At 42.3% G+C, this 22,770-nt stretch carries 23 protein-coding genes; 13 read left to right on the forward strand and 10 right to left on the reverse strand.

The annotated features are described in order from the left end of the window. Window positions 1-72: 72 nt before the first annotated feature. The 8 genes from BST97_RS01125 to BST97_RS01160 all read left to right on the forward strand — a co-directional run bounded on the left by BST97_RS01125 (window position 73) and on the right by BST97_RS01160 (window position 7,933). Window positions 73-1,179, forward strand: a complete 1,107-nt coding sequence (locus tag BST97_RS01125; protein ID WP_085765517.1) for a Glu/Leu/Phe/Val family dehydrogenase — start codon at window positions 73-75, stop codon at window positions 1,177-1,179. 163 nt (window positions 1,180-1,342) lie between these two features. Next, window positions 1,343-2,281, forward strand: coding sequence for a transcription antitermination protein NusB (locus BST97_RS01130; RefSeq protein WP_085765518.1), 939 nt, complete (start codon window positions 1,343-1,345; stop codon window positions 2,279-2,281). A 62-nt stretch (window positions 2,282-2,343) separates the two neighbouring features. Then, a complete protein-coding gene (locus BST97_RS01135) occupies window positions 2,344-2,814 on the forward strand; it encodes a DUF1573 domain-containing protein (protein WP_085765519.1) in 471 nt (156 codons plus the stop codon). Window positions 2,815-2,828: 14 nt separating this feature from the next. Then, window positions 2,829-3,125 carry a preprotein translocase subunit YajC gene (gene yajC, locus BST97_RS01140; protein WP_085765520.1) on the forward strand — a complete coding sequence of 99 codons (297 nt, stop codon included), beginning with the start codon at window positions 2,829-2,831 and terminating at the stop codon, window positions 3,123-3,125. A gap of 313 nt (window positions 3,126-3,438) precedes the next feature. Beyond that, entirely contained in the window at window positions 3,439-4,440 is a 1,002-nt protein-coding gene (locus BST97_RS01145; RefSeq protein WP_085765521.1) for a YncE family protein, read from the forward strand. A gap of 98 nt (window positions 4,441-4,538) precedes the next feature. Beyond that, a complete protein-coding gene (locus BST97_RS01150; RefSeq protein ID WP_085765522.1) occupies window positions 4,539-4,829 on the forward strand; it encodes a hypothetical protein in 291 nt (96 codons plus the stop codon). Window positions 4,830-4,873: 44 nt separating this feature from the next. Beyond that, window positions 4,874-7,315, forward strand: a complete 2,442-nt coding sequence (locus BST97_RS01155; protein WP_085765523.1) for a TonB-dependent receptor — start codon at window positions 4,874-4,876, stop codon at window positions 7,313-7,315. Window positions 7,316-7,384: 69 nt separating this feature from the next. Then, entirely contained in the window at window positions 7,385-7,933 is a 549-nt protein-coding gene (locus BST97_RS01160) for a type 1 periplasmic binding fold superfamily protein (protein WP_085768106.1), read from the forward strand. A gap of 63 nt (window positions 7,934-7,996) precedes the next feature. Here the strand turns inward: BST97_RS01160 and BST97_RS01165 are convergent, their stop codons facing one another. The 5 genes from BST97_RS01165 to BST97_RS01180 form a co-directional block, all read right to left on the reverse strand. Further along, window positions 7,997-9,661 carry an FAD-dependent oxidoreductase gene (locus tag BST97_RS01165; protein ID WP_085765524.1) on the reverse strand — a complete coding sequence of 555 codons (1,665 nt, stop codon included), beginning with the start codon at window positions 9,659-9,661 and terminating at the stop codon, window positions 7,997-7,999. Next, on the reverse strand, window positions 9,658-11,046 hold the full coding sequence (locus BST97_RS01170; protein ID WP_085765525.1) for an ATP-binding protein: 1,389 nt from the start codon (window positions 11,044-11,046) through the stop codon (window positions 9,658-9,660). The genes BST97_RS01165 and BST97_RS01170 overlap by 4 nt, the downstream gene beginning before the upstream one ends. A gap of 82 nt (window positions 11,047-11,128) precedes the next feature. After that, entirely contained in the window at window positions 11,129-11,260 is a 132-nt protein-coding gene (locus BST97_RS16210; protein ID WP_262497053.1) for a hypothetical protein, read from the reverse strand. Window positions 11,261-11,290: 30 nt separating this feature from the next. Then, window positions 11,291-11,455 (reverse strand): lmo0937 family membrane protein, encoded by a 165-nt coding sequence (locus BST97_RS01175; RefSeq protein WP_157111725.1) that lies wholly within the window; start codon window positions 11,453-11,455, stop codon window positions 11,291-11,293. 107 nt (window positions 11,456-11,562) lie between these two features. After that, window positions 11,563-13,116, reverse strand: coding sequence for a cryptochrome/photolyase family protein (locus BST97_RS01180; protein WP_085765527.1), 1,554 nt, complete (start codon window positions 13,114-13,116; stop codon window positions 11,563-11,565). Window positions 13,117-13,176: 60 nt separating this feature from the next. On the opposite strand from BST97_RS01180, the gene BST97_RS15655 reads away from it, so the two are divergent. Together BST97_RS15655 and BST97_RS15660 are read left to right on the forward strand one after the other, a co-directional pair. Beyond that, the gene (locus BST97_RS15655; RefSeq protein ID WP_157111367.1) at window positions 13,177-13,350 is read left to right on the forward strand and encodes a hypothetical protein; all 174 of its coding nucleotides are present in this window, start codon (window positions 13,177-13,179) and stop codon (window positions 13,348-13,350) included. A gap of 11 nt (window positions 13,351-13,361) precedes the next feature. Then, a complete protein-coding gene (locus tag BST97_RS15660) occupies window positions 13,362-13,556 on the forward strand; it encodes a hypothetical protein (protein WP_157111368.1) in 195 nt (64 codons plus the stop codon). A 57-nt stretch (window positions 13,557-13,613) separates the two neighbouring features. On the opposite strand, the gene BST97_RS01185 is transcribed toward BST97_RS15660, so the two are convergent. Then, window positions 13,614-14,675 carry a branched-chain amino acid aminotransferase gene (locus tag BST97_RS01185; RefSeq protein WP_085765528.1) on the reverse strand — a complete coding sequence of 354 codons (1,062 nt, stop codon included), beginning with the start codon at window positions 14,673-14,675 and terminating at the stop codon, window positions 13,614-13,616. A gap of 87 nt (window positions 14,676-14,762) precedes the next feature. On the opposite strand from BST97_RS01185, the gene BST97_RS01190 reads away from it, so the two are divergent. The 3 genes from BST97_RS01190 to BST97_RS01200 all read left to right on the forward strand — a co-directional run bounded on the left by BST97_RS01190 (window position 14,763) and on the right by BST97_RS01200 (window position 18,031). Further along, window positions 14,763-15,329 carry a DUF4920 domain-containing protein gene (locus BST97_RS01190; RefSeq protein WP_085765529.1) on the forward strand — a complete coding sequence of 189 codons (567 nt, stop codon included), beginning with the start codon at window positions 14,763-14,765 and terminating at the stop codon, window positions 15,327-15,329. Next, window positions 15,330-15,998: a tRNA (5-methylaminomethyl-2-thiouridine)(34)-methyltransferase MnmD gene (mnmD, locus tag BST97_RS01195; protein ID WP_085765530.1), complete on the forward strand. Its 669-nt coding sequence runs from the start codon at window positions 15,330-15,332 to the stop codon at window positions 15,996-15,998. 572 nt (window positions 15,999-16,570) lie between these two features. Beyond that, window positions 16,571-18,031 carry an aminoacyl-histidine dipeptidase gene (locus BST97_RS01200; RefSeq protein WP_085765531.1) on the forward strand — a complete coding sequence of 487 codons (1,461 nt, stop codon included), beginning with the start codon at window positions 16,571-16,573 and terminating at the stop codon, window positions 18,029-18,031. Here the strand turns inward: BST97_RS01200 and BST97_RS01205 are convergent. From BST97_RS01205 to BST97_RS01220, 4 genes are all read right to left on the reverse strand, one after another. Further along, a complete protein-coding gene (locus BST97_RS01205) occupies window positions 18,021-18,776 on the reverse strand; it encodes an ABC transporter ATP-binding protein (protein WP_085765532.1) in 756 nt (251 codons plus the stop codon). The genes BST97_RS01200 and BST97_RS01205 overlap by 11 nt on opposite strands. Next, window positions 18,776-19,777, reverse strand: a complete 1,002-nt coding sequence (locus BST97_RS01210; protein ID WP_085765533.1) for an iron ABC transporter permease — start codon at window positions 19,775-19,777, stop codon at window positions 18,776-18,778. The genes BST97_RS01205 and BST97_RS01210 overlap by 1 nt, the downstream gene beginning before the upstream one ends. 65 nt (window positions 19,778-19,842) lie before the next feature. Further along, on the reverse strand, window positions 19,843-22,290 hold the full coding sequence (locus BST97_RS01215) for a zinc-dependent metalloprotease (RefSeq protein ID WP_085765534.1): 2,448 nt from the start codon (window positions 22,288-22,290) through the stop codon (window positions 19,843-19,845). A gap of 29 nt (window positions 22,291-22,319) precedes the next feature. Then, window positions 22,320-22,688, reverse strand: a complete 369-nt coding sequence (locus BST97_RS01220) for a 6-phosphogluconate dehydrogenase (protein WP_085765535.1) — start codon at window positions 22,686-22,688, stop codon at window positions 22,320-22,322. Window positions 22,689-22,770 lie beyond the last annotated feature (82 nt).

A 22,770-nucleotide genomic window follows, 5' to 3' on the forward strand; every position in this document is an offset into this window, starting at 1 on the left:
GATACACAAATTGCGAAATCTTTAAAATCGGGTTATTTTTGCGCGCCCATTTTGGGAATAAAAAATTATAAGATGTCAACTACCTACAGTTCTTTGCAACAAGTGCTTCATGAAGATCCAGTCTTCGGTCAGCTATCCTTTGATGGTCATGAACAAATAATTTTTTGCAATGACAAAGATACGGGTTTAAAAGCCATAATAGGAATTCACAACACGGTACTGGGACCAGCTTTAGGGGGTACTCGCATGTGGAATTACGAGAATGAATGGGCTGCGTTAAATGACGTGCTAAGGTTGTCAAGAGGGATGACCTATAAAAGTGCTATCACAGGACTTAATTTAGGTGGAGGCAAGGCTGTGATTATAGGTGATGCAAAAACTCAGAAGACACCTGAGTTGATGCGTAAATTTGGTGAGTTTGTGCACTCATTAAGCGGTAAATACATTACTGCTGAGGATGTAGGTATGGCAACTGAGGACATGGATACCGTACGTGAAGTCACTCCTTACGTAACAGGTATTTCTCAAGATAAAGGTGGAGCTGGAAACCCTTCTCCCATCACTGCTTACGGAGTGTTTATGGGTATGAAAGCTGCTGCAAAGTTCAAGTATGGATCTGACATTCTTGAAGATAAACGTATCTATGTGGAGGGCATAGGTAATGTAGGTGAGAACCTGGTGGAATACTTGACCCAAGAAGGTGCAGACGTTGTCATCGCAGACCTCAATCAAGATCGCTTGGAACAGGTGAGAGATAAGTACGGCGCTACTATTTACGGTGGTGATGATCTCTATGGCGAGCAAATGGATATTTACGCTCCATGCGCTCTGGGAGCTACGATCAACGACAGTACAATCCATCGCATTCAAGCAGATATCATCGCTGGTGCGGCAAATAATCAGCTGGCAAACGAGCAAAAGCACGGAGCTGAATTGATGAAAAGAGGCATCGTGTATGCACCTGATTTCCTAATCAACGCTGGAGGTATTATCAACGTTTATGCAGAGCTTGAGGGTTATGATCGTTCTGAGATCATGAGAAAGACTGAAAACATTTTTACCACCACGGTTGAGATCCTGAATCGTGCCAAGGAAAACAATGTTACGACATATCAGGCAGCTTTTGAAATCGCAAAGGCACGCATTGATGCCCGTCGCAGTGAATTAGCGGCCATATAATTACTATTATTGATTAAAGTGGGTAGTGTGTTACGCTTTCGCGAAAGCGAACTATCAAAATCACACGGTCAACCATTCAGCTAGTCATAATTTTAAATTAGTTTTGCAACCAGCTTAAAATAGCTTGCATATAAATTGCCTTGAAGGCACTTAAAACGTTCTTATGCTTACCCGTCGCCAGTTGCGTATCAAAGTCATGCAGACCATTTTCTACTTTCAGCGTCAGCAGAATGATGATCTGAGAGATCGGGAAAAATTCTTGAATCAGAGCATGACCCAGACATATGTGCTATTTCTCTACATGTCTCAATTGCTGGTAAAGATTCATGAACTTGCCGTAGAACGCCAGAAGAATGTGGCTAAAAAACTACTAGCTTCTGAAGAAGAGCGTACGGCTCCTGCTTTTTTTGCTGAGAATATCGTTCTCAATAAACTTAGGGAAAGTCAGGCTCTGGTTGATGCTCTCGAGCAACGTAAGCTCGATCCGTGGGAACTGGACTCAAAATATGTGTCTAACCTCTATGAGAAAATTATAGCTAGTCCTGCTTATGTGATGTACACGAGTGTGCCAGAGAGTAGTTACAAAAAGGACCTAAAATTTGTGATCGATATCTACCAAGATATCATCGCACCCAGCGATGAGATTCTTGACTATCTTGAGGATAAGAATATTACTTGGGTGGACGATTATCCATTAGTCAATACCGCCATGTTAATGTTTTTGAGGCGTATTAAAGCTTCAAAGGATGTGAAATTACCAGAGCTTGTAAAAGAAACTGATGACATTAAGTTTACGATGGAATTGTTTAGAAAAACAGTCCTCAATCAAGATGAGCTTCTTGAACGACTTGAAAAAAGAACGCCTAACTGGGATAAGGAGCGTATCGCTCCTATTGACAAAGTTCTTATCATTATGGCCCAGTCAGAATTTTTGTATTTCCCGAGTATACCGGTTAAAGTGTCTTTAAATGAATACTTAGAAATCGCAAAGGATTACAGCACGCCCAAGAGTAGCACATTCATAAATGGTATACTGGATAGTCTATTAAAAGACTTTGAGAAAAATGATCAAATCAATAAAATAGGTCGTGGCTTAATGTAGCTTGTAGAAGTTGAGAAGATCAACCCTAATTCATATATTTGTCGCTCTTAAATAATAATATCATGAAAAAAGCAATCTTGATGGTAGCCGCAGTGGCTGCAATGGCTTTCACAAGCTGTAATGAAAAGGCAAATGCTAAAATCGATGAAGCAAATCTTACCGCAGCAGCGGCTGACAAGGAAGCTTCTGAAGTTTTTCCAGTAATGTCATTTGATGAGACTGAGTATGATTTTGGTACTGTGGATGAAGGTACAGTTGTAGAGCACGAGTTTTCTTTTACAAACACGGGTAAAGCTCCACTTATCGTAGTAGATGCAAAATCTTCTTGTGGTTGTACGGTTCCTACTTGGTCTAAAGAGCCTATCGCTCCAGGCGAAAAAGGAAGCATGATGGTACGTTTCAATACAAACGGTAAGCCTAATGCTCAAACTAAAGCCATTACCGTTACTGCAAATACTGAAAAAGGTACTGAGTCAGTAAGAATCAAGGGTATGGTAACGCCTAAGAAAAAGGCTGCACAGCCTAACGCATAAGCGTTTCCCTTTTTATGGATATAAGTCAGTTAGCAAATTTTTTGCCCTACGTATTAGTAATTGCGATCTTTTATTTTTTGATCCTCAGACCGCAGGCAAAAAGACGCAAAGAAGAAAAGCTCTTTACTGAATCCCTTAAAGTAGGTGACCGCGTCATAACCACTAGTGGTATCCATGGCAAAGTAAACCAAATTAATGAGTCAAAGGGTACAGTGATGATTGAGACTAATGCTGGTAAGCTGCTTTTTGAGAGGTCTGCAATTTCTCAAGAGCTTACTAAAAAGCTAACCGAGCCTGAGAGTAGTAAATAGTTTTTCTGAATAAATATAGAAATCCCCAGTCGCCTTGCGACTGGGGATTTTTTTTGATTGAAAATGTGGTTTAGCTTAGATCTTGTACCTATTACTTAAAGTGACCCCAGCACATGCGCTTTGTAAATTATTGAAGACTCATCCCAAATTCACAAGCTTTACTTAAGCACTGTTAATCCTATGTTATTGAATATTTGCTTAGGACATTGAATGTCAAAGGATATAGCTGTTTAAGCCAGAAGTGTCTTCTCAAATCATTAAGAGTAGGTAGTAAACCATTTCCTATGTTTACTAAAATTCTAAATTAAAAACGATGAAAAAGAAAATTTTTGCTTTAGCCCTATTCGCTGCTGTGATGGGATTTACCTCATGTAGTGATGATGATGAAGTGGTAGATGGAAGTTTTGATAGATCTGAGCTTTATGCTACTAGCAATGGATCTGGGAACATTACCATTTATGATTTTAGTGATAGTGATGAGGTAGAAGTAACTACATTGACCACAAGTTCAAATGATAATGAAGGGATTCAATATAATCCTTCAACTGATGAGCTTTATTTCAATAGTCGTAGTGACTTCAGTCTTTACAGAATAGGCGACGTAGAGGATCAGATTGATGGTCTTAGCGGTGCAGCGATCAATGAAGTACAGGGATCGATTGATTTTGACAGTCCCAGAGCTTTGGCGATCTCAGGAAATACTATCGTAGTTTCTGATGAAGGTGACGACACCTTATTTGTCTATGATAGAACAGATACCGGAGTTTCTCTGAGAAACGAGTTTGATGTCGACTTTGAACTTTGGGGGATTGAGTTTGTAGGCAATGATTTGTATGCCGTTGTGGATCAGACTAATGATATTGCTATTTTCAATAACTTCTTGAGCAATTCAACAAACGGTAATCTAGAGCCTACTAAAAGAATTACAATTGAAGGACTGGTAAGAACCCACGGTATAGCATACAGTGCCGATGATAATGTTATGATTTTGACAGATATAGGTGATGCGGGTAGTGACAGCGATGGTGGTTTACACATTATTTCTGATCCTTTGACTAAAATTAACGCAGTGACAGATGGTGGCACCCTTGCGGTTGCAAATAATCAAGTGCGAGTTGCTGGTGCGGCCACGTTGTTAGGTAATCCGGTAGATGTAACTTATGATGATGAGACAGAAACCATTTTTGTTGCTGAAAAAGCAAATGGTGGCGGGCGTATTCTTGGATTCAATGTAGCAGCGAGCGGCAACGAAGCTCCCGTGATTAATAACGCATTGCCTGGTGCGAGTTCAGTTGATTTTTACAGTGAAGATTAATCAACAAATGATATAATTTCAAGAGCCGCCTCAGTTAGAGGCGGTTTTTTTATGAAAATAATAATTTGAATTTAGGACTCGATGCTTAGTTTCGCAAAATGTTCAAAAAAGTAATATCTTTATTACTACTTTTCCTCATGGTTATGACCATCGCTTCTTCTGCGGTGCACCATGCAGTTGAACACGATGATGATACTGTTCCTTGTGAATTCTGTATCGTAGTTCATCAGTCGCAGCATGCTGATCTACAACCACAAAACCAGGTAAAACTGGCTAGGGTTTCCCATGATATTTATGTAGTAGAGAGTTGTGATGCCTATGACGCTTTCGCGAAAGCGGAAACTCAACTATTCTCCCTATCCATACGACCTCCACCAGTTTGTGCTTAATTACCTAGACTCATAAGAGTTAGCTATTAATCACAAATTTTTATATGTACAAATGTTTTTTATTTGTGCTGCTGCTATTATCTACTTTACAGGCAGGAGCTCAAAGCTGTAATTATACCTTATCAGGCACGGTTAAGGATTTTCACAACGGTGAGAATCTAGAACTCGTCGTAGTCTATATAACACCGTTGCAAAAATCAGTATCAACAGATGCTGAAGGAAAATTTGCAATCAAGGATCTGTGCCCAGGTACCTACGACCTGATAGTATCCCACATATCCTGTGAAAATAAAACTATAAAAGTCTCTTTAACAGAGGATAAGGATATTATGATCAAGCTGGAACATTACGTTGAAGAACTTTCTAACGTTAATGTCGAGGCTAATCTCAGCGATACTAGTAGTGAAACGGCATCAATTGAGCGAGTTGCTACAGAAACCATTGAAAAATACAGTGGCGCAACCCTAGGCGACGCTTTGGCAACCGTTGAAGGCGTGAACATTCTCAAAACAGGTAACAGCATTACTAAACCTATTATTCATGGTCTTTTTGGGAGTCGAGTCGCTATAGTAAATAACGGCCTGCGTCAACAAGATCAAGAATGGGGTGTGGAACACGCACCTAACATCGATCTCAATAATGCAGATGACATCCATGTTGTAAAGGGCGCTAGTGCGTTGCGATATGGAGGTGATGCGATAGGAGGAACTATAGTGATCAATCCACGACGAGTCTTATCCAAGGACACGTTAATGGGAAAAGCCATTCTCACCGCGCAGAGCAATGGGCGAGGTGGAACCGCGACTGCGAGCTTTAATAATTTTAATGAATCAGGCTGGTATCAGCAGGGAACGATTACTGCAAAAAGGCTGGGAGACTTTGAATCGCCAGATTACGTTTTGAGCAATACGGGAAGTGAAACTTATGCTGCAAACTTTACCGCTGGTTTCAAAAAGTTTGAATATGGAATTGAGGCAAACTATTCTTACTATCGAGCAGGTATAGGGATTCTAAGATCTGCACACATAGGGAACTCGGCTGATCTGGTGCGCAGTATCAATTCTGGAGAACCCTTTGTGATCAGAGATTTTACTTATGATATAGAAGCTCCCAAACAAGAAGTAGATCACCATGCAATTCAGCTCAAAGCTTTTAAGCGTTTTAGTGATCTAGGAAAACTCAGTCTGGACTATGGGTTACAGTTCAATAATCGGCTTGAGTTTGATATAAGAAGGGGGGAGCGTAGAGATCTTCCTTCTTTAGATATGGATTTGCTTACTCATAATCTCGCAGCATATCTAGCAATAGATAAATATGATGATCTTACTCTAGAGGTAGGCCTTGACGGAATGTATCAAATCAACACGCCAGATGCTCGTACAGGTGTACGTAGACTCATACCTGACTATAACTCGTTTAGAATAGGATCATTTACCGCTGCAAAATGGGATTTTTCGAAAAAATGGCTGTTTGAAGCGGGTGTACGTTATGATTACTTCGATATCAATGCCCAAAAATTTTACTTCACCTCGAGATGGGAAGAGCTAGGTTATGACCAGCAATTCCCACAATTTGAGGTAAGACAATCTACAAATCAGATCTATACGGAGCCAGAATTTGATTATAACCTGCTGGCCTTTACTGTAGGCAGTCGATATGAAATGGACGATCATCAAAGTCTCTCGTTTAATCTTAGCACCGCAAACCGTGCGCCTAACCCTAGTGAGTTGTTCAGCGATGGATTGCATCACGCGCTGGCAACTATTGAGTTGGGGCGATTGGATCTGGAAAAAGAAGCGTCCTATAAGTTTAATAGTAACTATCAGCTCAATCAGAACGGATTTAAATTAGGTATCAGCCCGCACTTAAACTTAATCCAAAACTACATACAGCTAGAGCCTCGAGGAGTAGAATTTACCACTAGGGGAAGTTTTCCCGTAGAAAAGTACCGCCAGTCAGATGCCCTTGTTGCCGGTATAGACGTGACCGCTTCTTATCAATTTGACAAGATCAGAAGCAATAACTCAGAGCAATCGATTACCGGTGTGCAGCCCGCAGCACTACTGAGTTCGAGCTTTTCATACATCTACGGTCAGGATCGTGATCTCGACCGCCCGTTGATAGATATGCCGCCTGCTCAATTTCAACTCGGGTTGACACTTTACGATGCTTTTTTGAACGACCTCGATTTTGAGGTGGGTATGAACCACGTTTGGGAACAAAAGCGCATTCCCGACACAGACTTCATGACTGATGTGATAAGGGATGATGGATCCATTGAGACAGTTGAAGTAAATGTCTCGCAACCTCCAGAAGCCTACACTTTGTTGAATGCTGGTGTGAGTTACGCTTTCGCGAAAGCGAGACTATCACTATCAGTTCAAAATCTCTTAAACACAAACTACAGAAATTATCTCAATCAGTTGCGCTACTACGCTGAAGATGTGGGGCGCAACGTACAATTACAATTTATCTATAAAATTTAAATCTCAAGTAAAGCAATGGAAACAATAAATCAAAATATCAATTTTAAAACAATCATAAATTTTAAAATTATGAAAACAACAATTAAAGCCTTAAGTCTAGCCGCGATGGCACTCATTGTAACGACATCATGTGACGATGATGATCCAGTAGAAATTAACGAAGAGGAAGCTATTACTACGATAACTTGGACACTCACAAATACAGATGGTTCAAATGATGTGGTTACATTTTCAAGTATCTCTGCAAATGAAGACGGTTCTAACCCGACGTTAACAGTAAGCGGTCCTCTTAGTGCGGATACTACTTATGAAGGGGAAATTACATTTTTAAATGACTTTGAAAACGAAAATATCACGCTCGAAATCATGGAAGAAGATGAGGAGCACGAAATTTTTTACTCAACTTCAATTGCTGAACTTACTATATCGAAGGACGATTTAGATGATAATGGTAACCCGGTAGGTCTGGAAACAACTGTTACAACAGGTGCTGCTGGCACGGGTACTATGACTGTGACTTTGAGACATGAACCTATCAAGCCTAACGACGGTACGCTTTCTGGGGCTGGTGGTGAGACCGATGTTGAAGTAATCTTCACTGACGTAACTATTCAGTAAGTAGCTGTAAAATTATAGATTTATAGAATAACCAAAACGGGAGGCATTTTGCCTCCCGTTTTTTTATACCCCTGCTAAGTATTCATGAACAAACTTTATAGCCATCGCTCCCTCACCTACGGCGCTTGCAACACGATTCATTGCACCGCTGCGCACATCACCACTTGCGAAAATGCCTGGAGTACTGGTTTCAAGCAAGTAGGGCTCTCTTTTTAGCTTCCATATTTTCTTATACGACTTATCTAAGGTAACATCACGCCCAGTTTTCAAAAACTTTCGCTCATCCTTAAGAATATCATCTGTAATCCACTCGGTATGAGGTTTATTGCCTATGAAAATGAATAAGGCTTGAGCTTCCTTTTCAGTATTGGTATCACGATCATTTTTTTTCAAATAGATTTTTTGAAGTCGGTCATTCTCACCGGTCACAGCTACAATATTTGTCTCGCAAACCAAGTGGATGTTTTTGATTTGATCAATTTGATCAATGAGATAACTCGACATACTACTCGATAAATCTGGTTTGCGGATTACGATGTATACATTTTTTGCAAAGTTGCTGAGATATACCGCGCTTTGTCCAGCACTGTTGCCACCACCTACAATGTAAACTTCGCGGTTTTCACAGGCTCTAGCTTCTGTCATACTACTACCGTAATAAACGCCTGCACCTGTATAGTCCTCGATTCCATCAGCAGGGAGTTTTCTATAATCCACACCAGTTGTAATGATTACTGAACGGGTTCTGATGCACTCACCACTATCGAGTTCAAGTGATTTGTATCCGTCTTTTTCTGAAATATTAACTACTTCACGCGGATTCAGAAATTCAATACCAAATCTTTTGGCTTGAGTTATCGCTCGGTGGGTAAGTTCTTGTCCACTCAATCCGTTTGGGAAGCCTAAGTAATTTTCAATCCGTGAACTTGTACCTGCCTGACCACCAGGAGCCCTCTTCTCAATAAGTAAGGTTTTGAGCCCCTCGCTGCCTCCATAAACTGCTGCCGCTAGGCCACTAGGGCCAGCACCTATTATGGCAACATCATAAACCTCTTCTTTTGCGCTCGTGTTTAAACCTAATCTTTGTGCTAACTCATTTATAGAAGGATTTTTAAGACAAGAACCATCAGGGAATGCTATGACGGGCATGTCACTTGAATTGATTTGATGCAATTCCATAAGTTCTTGAGCTTCATTACTGGTCTCTGCGTCAAGCCACTTGTAGGGAAACAGATTTCCTGTTAAAAAATCTTTTATCTTGTGTGATGAAGGTGCATACTGAAACCCCAAAACTTTGATACCATCAAACTCTGGTTGAAAATCTCGTTGCCAAGCATCTAAAAGACCATCCAGCACGGGATAAAGCTTTTCCTCAGGTGGGTTCCATGGTTTAGTAAGGTAGTAATCTAGATTTACCTCATTAATCGCTTTGATTGCAGCGTCTGTGTCAGAATATGCTGTAAGCAATGCCTTTTTTGAAAACGGGAAAAGATGTTTTATGCGTTTAAGAAATTCTACTCCCAGCATTTGAGGCATGCGCTGGTCTACTAGAAATAAAGCTACAGTGTCATTCTTTTTCTTCAGTTCCTCGGCTGCTTCTATTGCCTCCTCAGGATTTTCTGTAGATAGGATTCTATAATCTTTGCGATAATTATTTCTTAGGTCGCGAGTTACCGCTCTGAGAACCTGAGGATCATCATCCACTGCAAAAATGATAGGTTTTTTCATGCTTGTTCAATAGGAAGACACACTTCAAAGCTAGTGCCTGAATTGTTAGATTTTACTTTAATATGACCTTGATGCTGATCTATAATTCTCTGAGAAACCTCCAGTCCCATCCCAGTTCCCTCACCTATAGGTTTGGTAGTAAAAAATGGGTCAAATATGCTATCTATAACATCTTGCGGTATACCATGGCCAGTGTCTCTTATAGTTACATAGATGCTTTTATCAAATCTAGTGGTTACGGTAAGGACTCCGCCATTTTTCATGGCATCAATAGCGTTATCGATCAAGTTTGTCCAGACTTGATTGATTTCACTTACAAAAAGCGGTACCAGTGGACAATCTTCACAATAATCTTTCTCGACCTTGACCTGATTTTTCTTGAGTTTATGCTTGAGCATCACTAGTGTATTGTCGAGACCTTTATGGACATCAGCAGGGGATTTCTCTGGTGAGCGATCCATGTGAGTGTATCCTTTTACGCTGTTTACTAGTGTCTCTATGCGCTCGCTGGATTGTTCTATTTCATTGATGAGTTTTTCTGTGGTCAGAACATTTGTGATCCAATTTACAACTCCTACAAAATCTTCGTTTCCTATAACTTTATGAACCTTTACCATGGTCTCCACATCCATGCAAAAATCTACGAGAACTTCTGCCAGTTCATAACCATCTTCTGTTCCGTGAGCTTCTAGATAGTCAGCTAGTTCATCTTCTTTCTCAGTTCTTTCCATTAAACTCAGGTTGTTCTCTGGTCTGTTTTCAATACGTGAGAAGATCAATTCATTGACGGGATCGATTTGTTCTAAAGTCAGTTTCATGGTCAGGACTTTTTTGAACTTGTCAGGGTACAGAGCGAGATTTTTCTTGAGTTCCAGGGCACTACGTCTTATAGCACTGGATGGGTTGTTAAGTTCATGTGCCAGACCAGCACTGAGCTTGCCCAGAGCCATCATTTTTTCTTGCTGTACATTTGATTTGGTAAACTCTCGTACACGGCTGGTCATTTTGTGGACCAGTGCCTCTGTGAGCTCGTAGTGTTTAGTGAGTTCTTTAAAGTGCGCTTTCGCGAAAGCGAGAATTTTACACTTCTCCACGACTACACCTACACCTATTGCTTGACTCATTCTTGAAAATGGAAGCAGCCCGCCTATACTGCGTGGCTCCATGAAGGCAATATGGCGATACTGTCCATTTTGCTCCATTTTGAGTTCTACCCGACCCGAGATCATTATAAACATCTGGTCGATTTTGTCGCCTTTCTCAAATAAATAATCACCTACTTGAAGATGGCTGGTAATGCCCTTGCTGCGCAACCAGTCGAGCTGTTCTTTGGGAACATTTGCTAGCTCAGGGATGAGGTGGAGTTCTTCTATACTGCAATTCATTGCTTAAAATTACAGAAAATCTAAAAGTATCGCATAAAAAAAGCCGCTGGAAAAGCGGCTTTCTATTTTATGGTGAACTTAGTTAGTCAACGCTATCCTCGATGTCATCTGCAACATCTTCAATCTCATCACCTACTGACTTCTCTTCTCTACAGCTGATCGTCCCAAAAGTAAATGTCGCTGCAATTGCTATGATAAAAAGTTTTTTAATCATGATTTTTAAATTTAAGGGTTAATGAATTTTTTATAACGGTCTTCTACCAGATATAATATTAATCAAGATCACTACGATAGCGATAACTAATAAAATGTGTACAAGACTTCCGAAATCCATTCCGCCAATTCCTAAAAAGCCAAGTAGCCATAGGATGATACAAATAACGGCTACTAGCCAAAGCAAACTTCTCATAATTTTTTGATTTTTAAGTTTGATTAAAATTACCATGATTTTTAATCGACTTTGTTAATCACGTGCGAATTATCTGAATTTTAACTTCTGGAGATGTAAGCTAGGAACTAATACTTCCCTGGATTTTTGATTACATCATTAGCACGGTTTTTATGTCGTTCCAGTTTATCCTTGTTCATTTTGTTGAGTGTGCTTAACATCATGTTCATGCGCTGGTTATTCTTGAAAAACTCTTGTTTATCGTCGAGAAAATTCCAGTAGAGCGAGTTAAATGGACAGGCATCTTCCTCTGCATTCTTTTTGCTGACTTTGTATTTACAGCCCTTGCAGTAGTTACTCATTTGATTGATGTAGCTTCCACTGCTTACGTACGGCTTTGTTGCGACTATACCACCGTCTGCCCATTGCGACATGCCTCGTGTATTTGTAATCTCGACCCATTCAATGGCATCGATATAAACACCTAGATACCAGTCGCAGACCTGATCAGGATGGGTTTGGGTAAGCAGGGCATAGTTACCGGTAATCATGAGTCGCTGTATGTGGTGGGCATAGGCATTGTCCAGCGAATTATTAATCGAGTGTTTTAAACAGTTCATATCTGTTTCTCCAGTCCAGTAAAATTCGGGCAAGTCGTATTGATTGTCTAGCTTATTGCAGCGGGCATAGCTGGGCATTTCCTTCCAGTACACACCACGCATGAACTCACGCCATCCTAAGATTTGACGCACAAAACCTTCTACTTGAGAGATATCGATCTTGCGATTGTCTTCTCGCCATTTATCCACCACTTTATCAATGACTTCCCTTGGGTGCAACATTTTTGAATTCAGCGCAAAGCTCACCCTAGAATGATAGAGGTATTCCTCATCAGTATGCATGGCATCTTGATAATCACCAAAATGTACCAGCAGATTATCACAAAAATAGTTGAGCACCTTGAGTGCATCTGCACGTGAGGTAGGCCAGTTGAAATTGGTTTTATCAATACGGCCAAAAGTCTTCACGCCTTCTTCCTCCAGCATGTCCACGATCTCGCTTACGTCCTTGCGAAATCCTTTTTCTTTGGGAATATCAGTATCGCCGTTCCACTTATTGCGATTGCTTTTATCGTAATTCCATTTACCGCCTTCTGGTTCTTTGTCACCCTCAATCATGATGTCGTGCTTCTTGCGCATATCACGGTAGAAATACTCCATGGTCATGCGCTTTTTACCTTCAAAATATTTCTCGACATCCTTCCTCTTAGTAAAAAAATGCTCCGTGTCGTAACCTTCCCATTCTATGTCCAGTGATTTACAAAATTCTTTGAGTTGTTGATCTAGACGGTATTCATCGGGTGCGAGGTATTCAAATTTCTCGATATCGTGTTTCTTGATGAGCTGCTTTAAGTTTTTAGTGAGATCGTGAGTGTTCTCGCTTTCGCGAAAGCGGTAATACTCCACCTGCATCCCTTTATCTTCAAGCCATTCAGCAAACTCACGCATTGCCTGGAAAAATGCGACGACCTTCTGAATATGGTGCTTTACATAATCCGTTTCCTGGCGCATCTCGGCCATGTGATAAATGATGTGGTCTTGATCACCTTTGAACCAACTGTGCTTGTGGTTGAGTTGATCGCCTAAAATGAATCTAAGAGTTTTGGGTTTTTTACCTGCCATGCTGTAACAAAATCAATCCATGGACTACTGATATGCTATAGTAGAACAAAGCTTCAAGATATGGACACCAGGAAAAATTTATCGTTAATCATTTCTTTAATTTATGCCTTGTCCTTTATAGGCTATGCGACCTTTACCGATGTAGAAGCCTTTGATATTTTGCTATATTCTATTTTAGGATTTGCAATGTTGAAGCTTTTTCAAAAGTGCAACATCAAGAAGTGTAAACAATAAAAATAGCTTTTATGAAAAAACATATTCCCAAAAAATGGCTTTATGCGATAACGGCTCTCTGGCTGATGGTTTTAGTATCTATGAGTTTCATTTTTGAAGTATCTCAAACCACTTTATTGATGACTTATGTAACGGGACAGGGTTTTGTCATAGCCTTGTGGGTTCCTTACTGGTCAAAGTTTGCTAGGTGTAAAAAAGTTAAATAAAAAATGGCCTGATTTTTTCAATCAGACCATTAACGTTCTTCAAGCAGATGCTTGATTTTATACCTTTACCCTCCAGCCGTGCTTGTCTTCTACACGATTGTAGTGTATATCTTTAATTGATTCTTTGATATCGCTGGCGTAGCTGTCATTTAATACAGGCAATTCATGGGTGTATTCCTCATGTTTAAAACCTTTTATAGGAACAATCACCGCTGCGGTTCCTGTTCCAAATATCTCCTTAAGTTCACCAGACTCTGCGGCTTCTTTTACCTCTGCGACTGAAATTTTACGTACTTCTACCTCGATACCTTTATCTTGAGCTAACTGGATCACACTTCTACGAGTAACTCCATTAAGGATACGGTCGTTGTTAGGGGCAGTAAGCAATTTGTCGCCTATACGCACAAAAATGTTCATGGTACCTGCTTCTTCCAGATACTCATGTGAAGCAGCATCAGTCCAAATGATTTGCTGATAGCCTTCTTCTAGAGCTAAGTTATTAGGGTAGAAACTAGCCGCATAGTTACCGGCAGCTTTGGCATAACCTATACCACCGTCTGCAGCTCTGGAGAATTGCGACGCAATGATTACCCTCACATCGCCACGATAATAAGCAAAAGCCGGTGACATTACGACCATAAATTTATACTCTGTAGAAGGAGCAGCAGCTACACCATTCTCACTGGCGATCATAAAAGGCCTTAAGTACAGCGATAAGCCATCTCCATACCGTACCCATTCACGATCTAGATCCACCAGCTTTTTAAGCCCATACATAAAGATTTCTTCAGGAACTTCAGGCATTGCAAGCCTCTTTGCACTTTCATTAAATCGCTTCCAGTTGTCTTCAGGTCTGAAAAGAAAAACGTTGTCATCTTCATCTCTGAAAGCTTTCATACCTTCAAAGATGGCTTGTCCATAATGAAAAACCTTAGCACTAGGCTCCATCATAATAGGACCGTATGGCTTAATAACTGGATTTTCCCAATTACCGTTGCGCCAAGTACATTCCAACATGTGGTCTGTAAAGGTTTTACCGAAAGTCAAATTGTCAAAATCTATATTACCGATTTTACTTTCTTTGACCTTTTCTACAACGATTTCGTGGGTCTCTGTCATGATTATTTATGATTTTTTGCAAAGATAGTTTAAAAATGAGGATGTACTAAATTTTGAAGTTCATAAATTAGCCCCAAATTTTAACAAATGAAACAGATATTAGTGTGTTTTGTTGCTGTTTTAGCAATGGTTTCCTGTAAAGAAACTGAACAAAAAGAAGAAGAAATGCCCGCTGTAAATGATGAGCAACTTGAAGAAGTGGCCTATATGGATTATGGTGGTAAAATGAGCGATGCAGATGCTATTAGCGCCATGGAAATGGGAGAGAAGTATGCAACCATGCAAACTGGTGATACGGCTCAAGTAAAAGTCAAAGGCGTGATAGCCGACGTATGCTCAAAGAAAGGCTGCTGGGTAAAAGTTCCCGTAGGTCAGGACACGACATTTGTGCGTTTTGAAGACTATTCCTTTTTCTTACCAAAAAATGGTAAAGGGAAAGAGGTTGTTCTAGAAGGGATGGCTTTCAAATCTGTCACTCCGGTAGATGAATTGAAACACTATGCTATGGATGCTGGGAAGTCGCAAGAAGAGATTGATGCGATCACAGAGGAAGAAGTAACCCTCAAGTTTACTGCAACTGCGGCAAAGGTAGAGGCGTTTGAAAACCCAGACGTTTTTGAACCAGCTCCTGAGGCAACAGAGACTGAAGAGTAAATGAAAAGAGAAATCATGACGACGGGCGATGGTTCCAAAACCATTCACATGCCCGACCTCAATGAACAATATCATTCTAAACATGGCGCCTTGCAAGAGGCGCTTCATGTTTTTATAGAAATGGGAATGAAGCCTATGCTTGAATCTCACAAAGATTCTTCAAAGCTGAACATCTCAGAATTTGGTTTTGGGACAGGACTCAATGCCATGCATACCGCTCAATTTCCTACAGAAGTTCAAATTAACTATACAGGAATTGAAGCTTTCCCAGTTACTGCCGAGGAGCTAGAGGCCATGAATTATGGCGAGCTACTGAATGACCCAGATTTATTCCAACAACTTCACAATACCGAGTGGGAAAATTGGAGTCCGATCACTAATGATTTTCATTTATTGAAACATCAATCCAAATTTGAATACCTACAAGGATCAGGAGATCAAGATCTGATCTACTTTGACGCCTTCGGCCCACGTACCCAACCCGAATTATGGACGGTTGATATCTTCAAGATCTGCTATTCTATGCTTAAAACTGGCGGATTTCTTACCACTTATTGCGCACAAGGTCAAGCTCGTCGCAACATGATTGCCGCTGGTTTTGAAGTAGAACGATTGCCCGGTCCTCCTGGAAAGAGGGAGATGCTTAGAGCGGTGAAAGTGGGCAGGTGACAGTTGCAGTATGCAGTTTCTTAGCTAATTACTCGGACGCTGAGGTACTCGAAGCGTCATCTTGATTGTTGTTAGGGGACAATTGCAGTGAGTAGTTGCAGTATGCAGTTTCTTAGTTACTTACTAGGACGCTGAGGCACTTGAAGCGTCATCTTGATTGTTATTAGTTGACAGTTGCAGTGAGCAGTTGCAGTATACAGTTTCTTAGCTAATTACTCGGACGCTGAGGCACTCGAAGCGTCATCTTGATTGTTGTTAGTTGACAGTTGCAGTGAGCAGTTGCAGTATGCAGTTTCTTAGCTGATTACTCGGACGCTGAGGCACTCGAAGCGTCATCTTGATAGTTCTCAGTTGACACGCGTGATTGAATAGACTCAAAGATTGACCAACCATCCTATAACTAATCCCTTATCCCCCAAAAAAAATCATTAACCCATTTCTTATATTACCTAGTGCTTACAGCTTACTGCTTACAGCTTACAGCTTACCACACCATGCACATCCCGTAAAATTTAAACCATATTTAAAACAAAGGAAGCATCTCCTTTTTACCTTAGCGCAAAAAGCCATTTATGTCAGAAAATGTAAGAGAACAGGAACCTCAATCACTTTGGAATCATTTTGCCGATTTGAACGCCGTGCCCAGACCTTCTAAAAAAGAAGAACGGGTTAGGCAATTTATCATTGAATTTGCCCAAGCTCACGATCTAATCTACCTAGAAGATGCTATCGGAAATGTTGTCGTGAAGAAGCCTGCCACTCCTGGCATGGAAGACCGCGAGGGAATCATCATGCAGTCGCATCTGGATATGGTGCATCAAAAAAACAACGATACCCATTTTGATTTTCTCACTCAGGGAATCGATATGTACGTGGAAGATGGGAACGTCAAAGCCCGTGGTACCACGCTGGGAGCCGATAATGGAATAGGCGTTGCTGCTATTATGGCGGTGCTTTCGTCGAGTGATATCGGGCATCCTGCGATCGAGGCCTTGTTTACTATAGATGAGGAAACGGGTATGACGGGTGCCAAGGAATTGGATAAAAACATTCTGACCTCAAAGATTTTACTGAACCTGGATACCGAAGAAGATGACGAGATCGACATAGGTTGCGCTGGTGGAGTGGACATCACCGCTTCAAAACATTACCTCACGCACCAACTAGAAAATCAAGATTTCCAATTCAAAAAAATCACGGTCAAAGGATTGAAGGGTGGACATAGCGGTATGGACATCATCAAAGGATTGGGGAATGCAAACAAACTCATCAACCGTCTTCTGGATTCCATGCAGAAAAAAGGAGAGGTTCACATCCATAGCTTCAACGGCGGTAGTCTGCGCAATGCCATTCCTAGAGAGGCGACGGTAACCGTTGCGTTCCGTTCTTCGGCGACAAATGATATCTGGAATGCTTATCAAAGCTGTAAGAATGCTATTGAAAACGAATACAAAAAACTAGAGTCTAATCTATCTATTCAGATTGAAGATGCTCAAGCGGGTAATGTAATTACAGCCTCAGACAGTCGTACTCTAGTTTACGCGCTTCTAGGAATTCATAATGGTGTTTATCGCATGAGTCCTGAGATTGATGGGCTTGTGGAGACTTCAAATAATTTGGCTCGTGTAACTCTTGAAGACGGCAAGTTAGAGATTGCCTGTCTTACGAGATCCTCTGTAGAAAGTTCTAAAGAAGACCTTGCATCCAGTATCGTCGCTGTGATGCATCTTGCAGGAATGGAAACCCAACTTTCTGGTGATTATCCTGGCTGGCAGCCTAATCGTGATAGCGCGATACTTGAAGTGGTTGAAAACAGCTATAAAGACTTATTTAAAGATCAACCCAGAGTCGTGGCCTGTCATGCAGGTTTGGAATGTGGTTTATTAGGCGAGCGTTATCCAGGACTTGATATGGTTTCATTTGGACCTAATATTAGAGGGGCACATAGTCCTGATGAGCGCGTGGAGATTGAGAGTGTTCAGAAATTCTGGAACTGGTTGCTGGACGTGTTGAAAAACATTCCTAAAAATTAAATTGGATAGATCCGTTAATGAAAGAGATGTTTCTGGAAGGGAATATCTCTTTTAGCTTTTGGGAAGTATTGAATACTTCACGAGCGTGAAGTTCCGCCAATCCTTCGTGAATACTGACTACTTTATCGCTTAACGCTTGAGCAATTTGCAATTCGTGTGTTGCGTAGATGATCGTCTTATTGTGCGATTTGCAGTATTCTTTGAGGTGTAAAAGAAGGTCGGTTTTGTAATTGATGTCTAGATGGCTCGTGGGTTCATCCATGAGAATGTAGGGCGTGTCCTGCACCAGTGATCGCGCGATCAGCACGCGTTGCAATTGCCCATCACTTAGAGTTGAAAGGTTACGCTCAGCAAGTCCTGCCAACTCAAAATCGGAGAGTACTTGTTCTATAATTTCCTGATCCTCGTCTCGCAACTTGCCGTAAAATGAGGTGTAGGGCGCGCGGCTCAGTTCCAGCAGTTCGCGCACTTTCAAGAAATGGCTGAAGGACTTTTCTGTGAGTACTAACGCTATTTTTTTGGCTTTTTCCACAGCGTTTAGCGTCTCATAATCGTAACCATCGATATTAATGGTTCCGTCCAGTCTCAAGTTGCGGTCGTTGATGGACTTTAATAAAGTTGATTTTCCGGCTCCGTTTTTTCCTATGATGGATATGAATTCCGCTTTCGCGAAAGCGAGATCACTCTCACACCTCGCCACTTCACATTGCCCATAACCTATCCTATATTTTTCCAGTCGCATCATCAGAAATGGAGGTTGCGTTTTTTATAGATGAGCCAGATCACCAGCGGTGCGCCAAAGAGTGAGGTGACCGCGTTGATGGGGATGGAGTAGCTGGAGAAGGGGAGTTGCGCGATGAGGTCGCAAAGCAATAGGAGTACTGCGCCCAGTAAAACGACCAGCGGAATCAAGGTCTTATGGTTCATTTGTGGTTGTAGCAACCTTGCCAAATGCGGCACCGCGAGCCCAATGAATGCAATGGGACCGGCAAATGCGGTGATGGAACCCGCCAATAAACTGGAAATGATGATCAAGATCCATTTAGTTTTCTTGATGTCAATTCCCAAACTTTTTGCGTAGCTCTCTCCCAATAGTAAAATATTCAAGGGTTTGATGACGTAAATCAGTAAAGCGGCACAAATCATGAAAACGATCACTATCCACATGAGGTCGTTCCAGGAGAGGTTGCCCAAGCTTCCCAACGACCAAAACACATAACGTTGCAACTCCTCACTACTGCTGAAGTAACTTAAAATCCCCACCACGGCACCGCTCAGGCTTCCCATCATGAGCCCCACTATGAGCAAACCCATCGTGTCCTTGATGCGCAGCGACAGCAATGTTATGAGCAAAAAAACCGCAATACTTCCCAAAATACTAGCGATGACCACGTTCAGTCCAGAAAGCAACGACCAGCCGAGCACGCTACCGCCCAAAACAAGCAAAGCGACCCCTAATCCAGAACCGCTGGAAATTCCCAGCACAAACGGTCCCGCCAGCGGATTTCTAAACAAGGTTTGCATGAGCAGACCTGCAACGGCTAGTCCAGAACCGGTCAGAACTGCCATCAAGGCTCTTGGTAATCGTAATTGGGTGATGATGAAATGCTCTGTGCTTTCTGGATTTGTGCTAGCGATGGAATTGAAAACATCAGCTGGATGAATGAAAATGGTTCCCAGGCATATATCTGCGAGGAAGAGTAGGAGTACTGCGACTCCAAACAACACGTACCACTTTTTATTCAAACCACTTCGTTATTACAAGTCGCGAAATTAGGGAAACAGATTCATCTCAATTCTAGATATACACCTTAAATCCCACAACTCCCGATCGGGCTGCCATCAGGGATTTTAGAAACGGGTGCTTCTTTAAATCGTTCTGGGTGTTTCTCTGCCGTGCTAATCATTTCCAGCAATGCCTGATCGGTCTCATTTTTAGAAGACTGAAGCTCTTTTGTGATTTGGGTAAGGTTTCCTAGAATTTCTTGTTTTACATTGACGTTTACCCGCTCAGAAAATTTGAGCGTTAATAGTTTGCTGAGGTAGAGTTCTTTCAATCGGTTGGTGATCAACTCTTCGTAGGCTCCTCTGGTGTTGTATTCGAAAATCTGAGAGTGCAACTCGTTGAGAATATCATCTAACTCTAAGTTGTTCCCATAAATTTCTTGTTGCTCCACGCGGTTGAGTCGGGTGGGATTAAGTATGAAGTCTAGCGTGAAATCAGCGCTGGTGGTAGCAGCGGCGACTGGGTCAAAGGCAACACCGGTCTCGGATCTAAAGCTCTCGCGGCCGCGATAATACCCGTAAGCACGAGGTGGGAACTTCGCCAAAAGATCTTTTGGAATCTTGAGGAAATCGGGCTGTAGCGTTTTTGCGAGCGCTTTCAGAGCTTCTTTCTGCTCTTTTTTGCTCACGTACTCAAAATCGGTATCGCCTTTTGTGGCGTAGGTGTACTTCATACCGCCAATGATTTTTGAAGTAGCTTCCACCTGATAACGGTGCGAAAAATACACTGGTACAAAAACATCTTCTAGAACACTAAGTGGCTGACCGTCGGGAATGTTGTCTTCGCCGAATTGCTCTATCGCCACCTTGCGTATCTCGATGATGCGATCGAGTTCTTCGGTGGCGTTTGTGCCGTTATCCCAAAGATGCGATGTAGCGTGTGCGCCACTGGTCGCTCTTGAGTCGCTATCGCTTATAAAATCCAGCTGAAGTTCTTTTGCTTTGATCAGAATGCTGTCGAGATAGGCTTCTTCGGTTTGATTTGCGGCGGGTGATCCGTAGGAATATTGCACGGTAAGCTGGTCCCAAATCCCGATCCCGACATCGTAAGCATTAGATAGATCTATTTTTCCATCTTTTAGCTGGTATTTGGGATGCGGATAATCCATCACGCTGGCGCGATCTCTGGCACTCGCGGCAAAATTATGTGCGAAGCCTAGCGTGTGTCCTACTTCATGCGCGCTGAGCTGTCTAATTCTTGCCAGCGCCATTTCCAGCATCTTGGGAGATTCCTGACCGTTTTTAAAAGGCGCTTCCAGCATGCCCTGCGCAAGCATGTAGTCTTGTCTGATTCTCAAACTTCCCAGACTCACGTGACCTTTTAGGATTTCGCCCGTTCTAGGGTCGGTAATGCTGGCGCCATAACTCCAGCCGCGTGTGCTGCGGTGCACCCACTGGATCATGTTGTAACGCAAATCCATGGGATCTGCATCTTCAGGGAGCATTTTTACCTGGAACGCATTTTCATAACCCGCCGACTCAAAGGCGTCGTTCCACCAGAGAGCGCCTTCCAGCAATGCGCTGCGTACCGGCTCTGGAGTACCAGGATCGAGGTAATAAATGATGGGTTCTACCGCGGGACTTGATGCTGCCTGCGGATTTTCCTTCTTCAATCGGTGCCGGGTGATCCATCTTTTTTCCAATGGCGTGCCTATCGGGCTGCTGTAATCATAGTAACTGGTGTAAAAAGAACCCGATCTTGGGTGAAACGCGCGTGGCTCGTAACCCTCATCGGGAAGTTCCACAAAACTATGGTGCTGGATCAGGCTCAGGCTGCTGGCATCTGGTGCTATGCTGCGTATGTTTCTGCCGCTGGGAGTGCCTTTGAAAGTGAGCAGGGCTTCAAATTCCACGTTTTTTGGGAATGCCTTTGTGTTTTCCATCCAGATCGCGCTGCGGCTTTTATCGAGGCTGTAACTGCCCTCGCCGCCAGTTTTGAGCCTGCGGGCCACGCCATGTGCATCGCGTATCAAAAAGGGCGTGAGATCGATGTGATACACGTCGCTGGAATCTTTTTTGATCTCAAAACAGTGCAGAACTGATTTGGCAAAGGCCTGTTCCACACTTTTACGCTCTGGCTCATTGTCCGTAATCGCTCGATACCGCTGGTTAGGCTGCAGGAGCAACAACTTGTTCCCAGCTTTGACCCATTTTACCACCACACCGTCGCCCAGTTGCCCACGATCCAGTCCTATATCGTTAGATCCCAGACCGGTAGCGATGGCGTGAACGTATAGGAACTCGCGATCCAGATCTGCTCTGGAGACTTTGAGGATAATCGTACCCTTCTTCTGGTTGTAGGTAAAGTCGTAGAGTCCTTGAAAGCTTTTGGTAGTTGTGGTGTCTGTGGATTGCACGCTTCCGCGAAAGCGTAACGCCCCATCAACAACTGCTCCCTCAAAGGCATATCCAAAAAGTGAAACGGCTACGAAAAAGGAAGCAACGAATAGGGTAAAGGGTCTGGCGAAAATCATGGTGTCGTGCTTTAATGAGTCAGCGTGAACTACTGCCGGTTGAAGTGTGGGCTCTGTTCCTTAGTCACCTCTGTGATGAAATATTTTGTGTCGCCCCAGAAGAAAAAGGTGCCAAATTTCTCCTCGTACTTGAGTTTCACGTAGTGGCCCTGATACTCCTTGAGTTTCTCGATGATCTCTTCCTCACTGTCCCTGACGCTGAAGGCAAAAATCTGCGCACCGCTGATGCCCTGGCTGATCTCGCCCTCCCAGGTCTTGACCAAGACGCCCTTGTGCGAGAACTTGATGAGCTCACCGCTGCGGTAACCGTCAGAAAAATCTGCGTAGTATAAAAAAGTGTACCAGAGCACCGCCATGATGACGATGGTGGCGAGTATGACTCCTAGAATGCGTTTCATCTTGATCTTTTTGTGGTGTTACAAATCTAGGATAAGTTGAGCGAGTTTTTGCTGCCGTGCGCTAAAGGCTTGCCAAACGGGT

The organism is Nonlabens spongiae (assembly GCF_002117125.1).
In the GTDB taxonomy this organism is placed as follows: Bacteria; Bacteroidota; Bacteroidia; order Flavobacteriales; family Flavobacteriaceae; genus Nonlabens; species Nonlabens spongiae.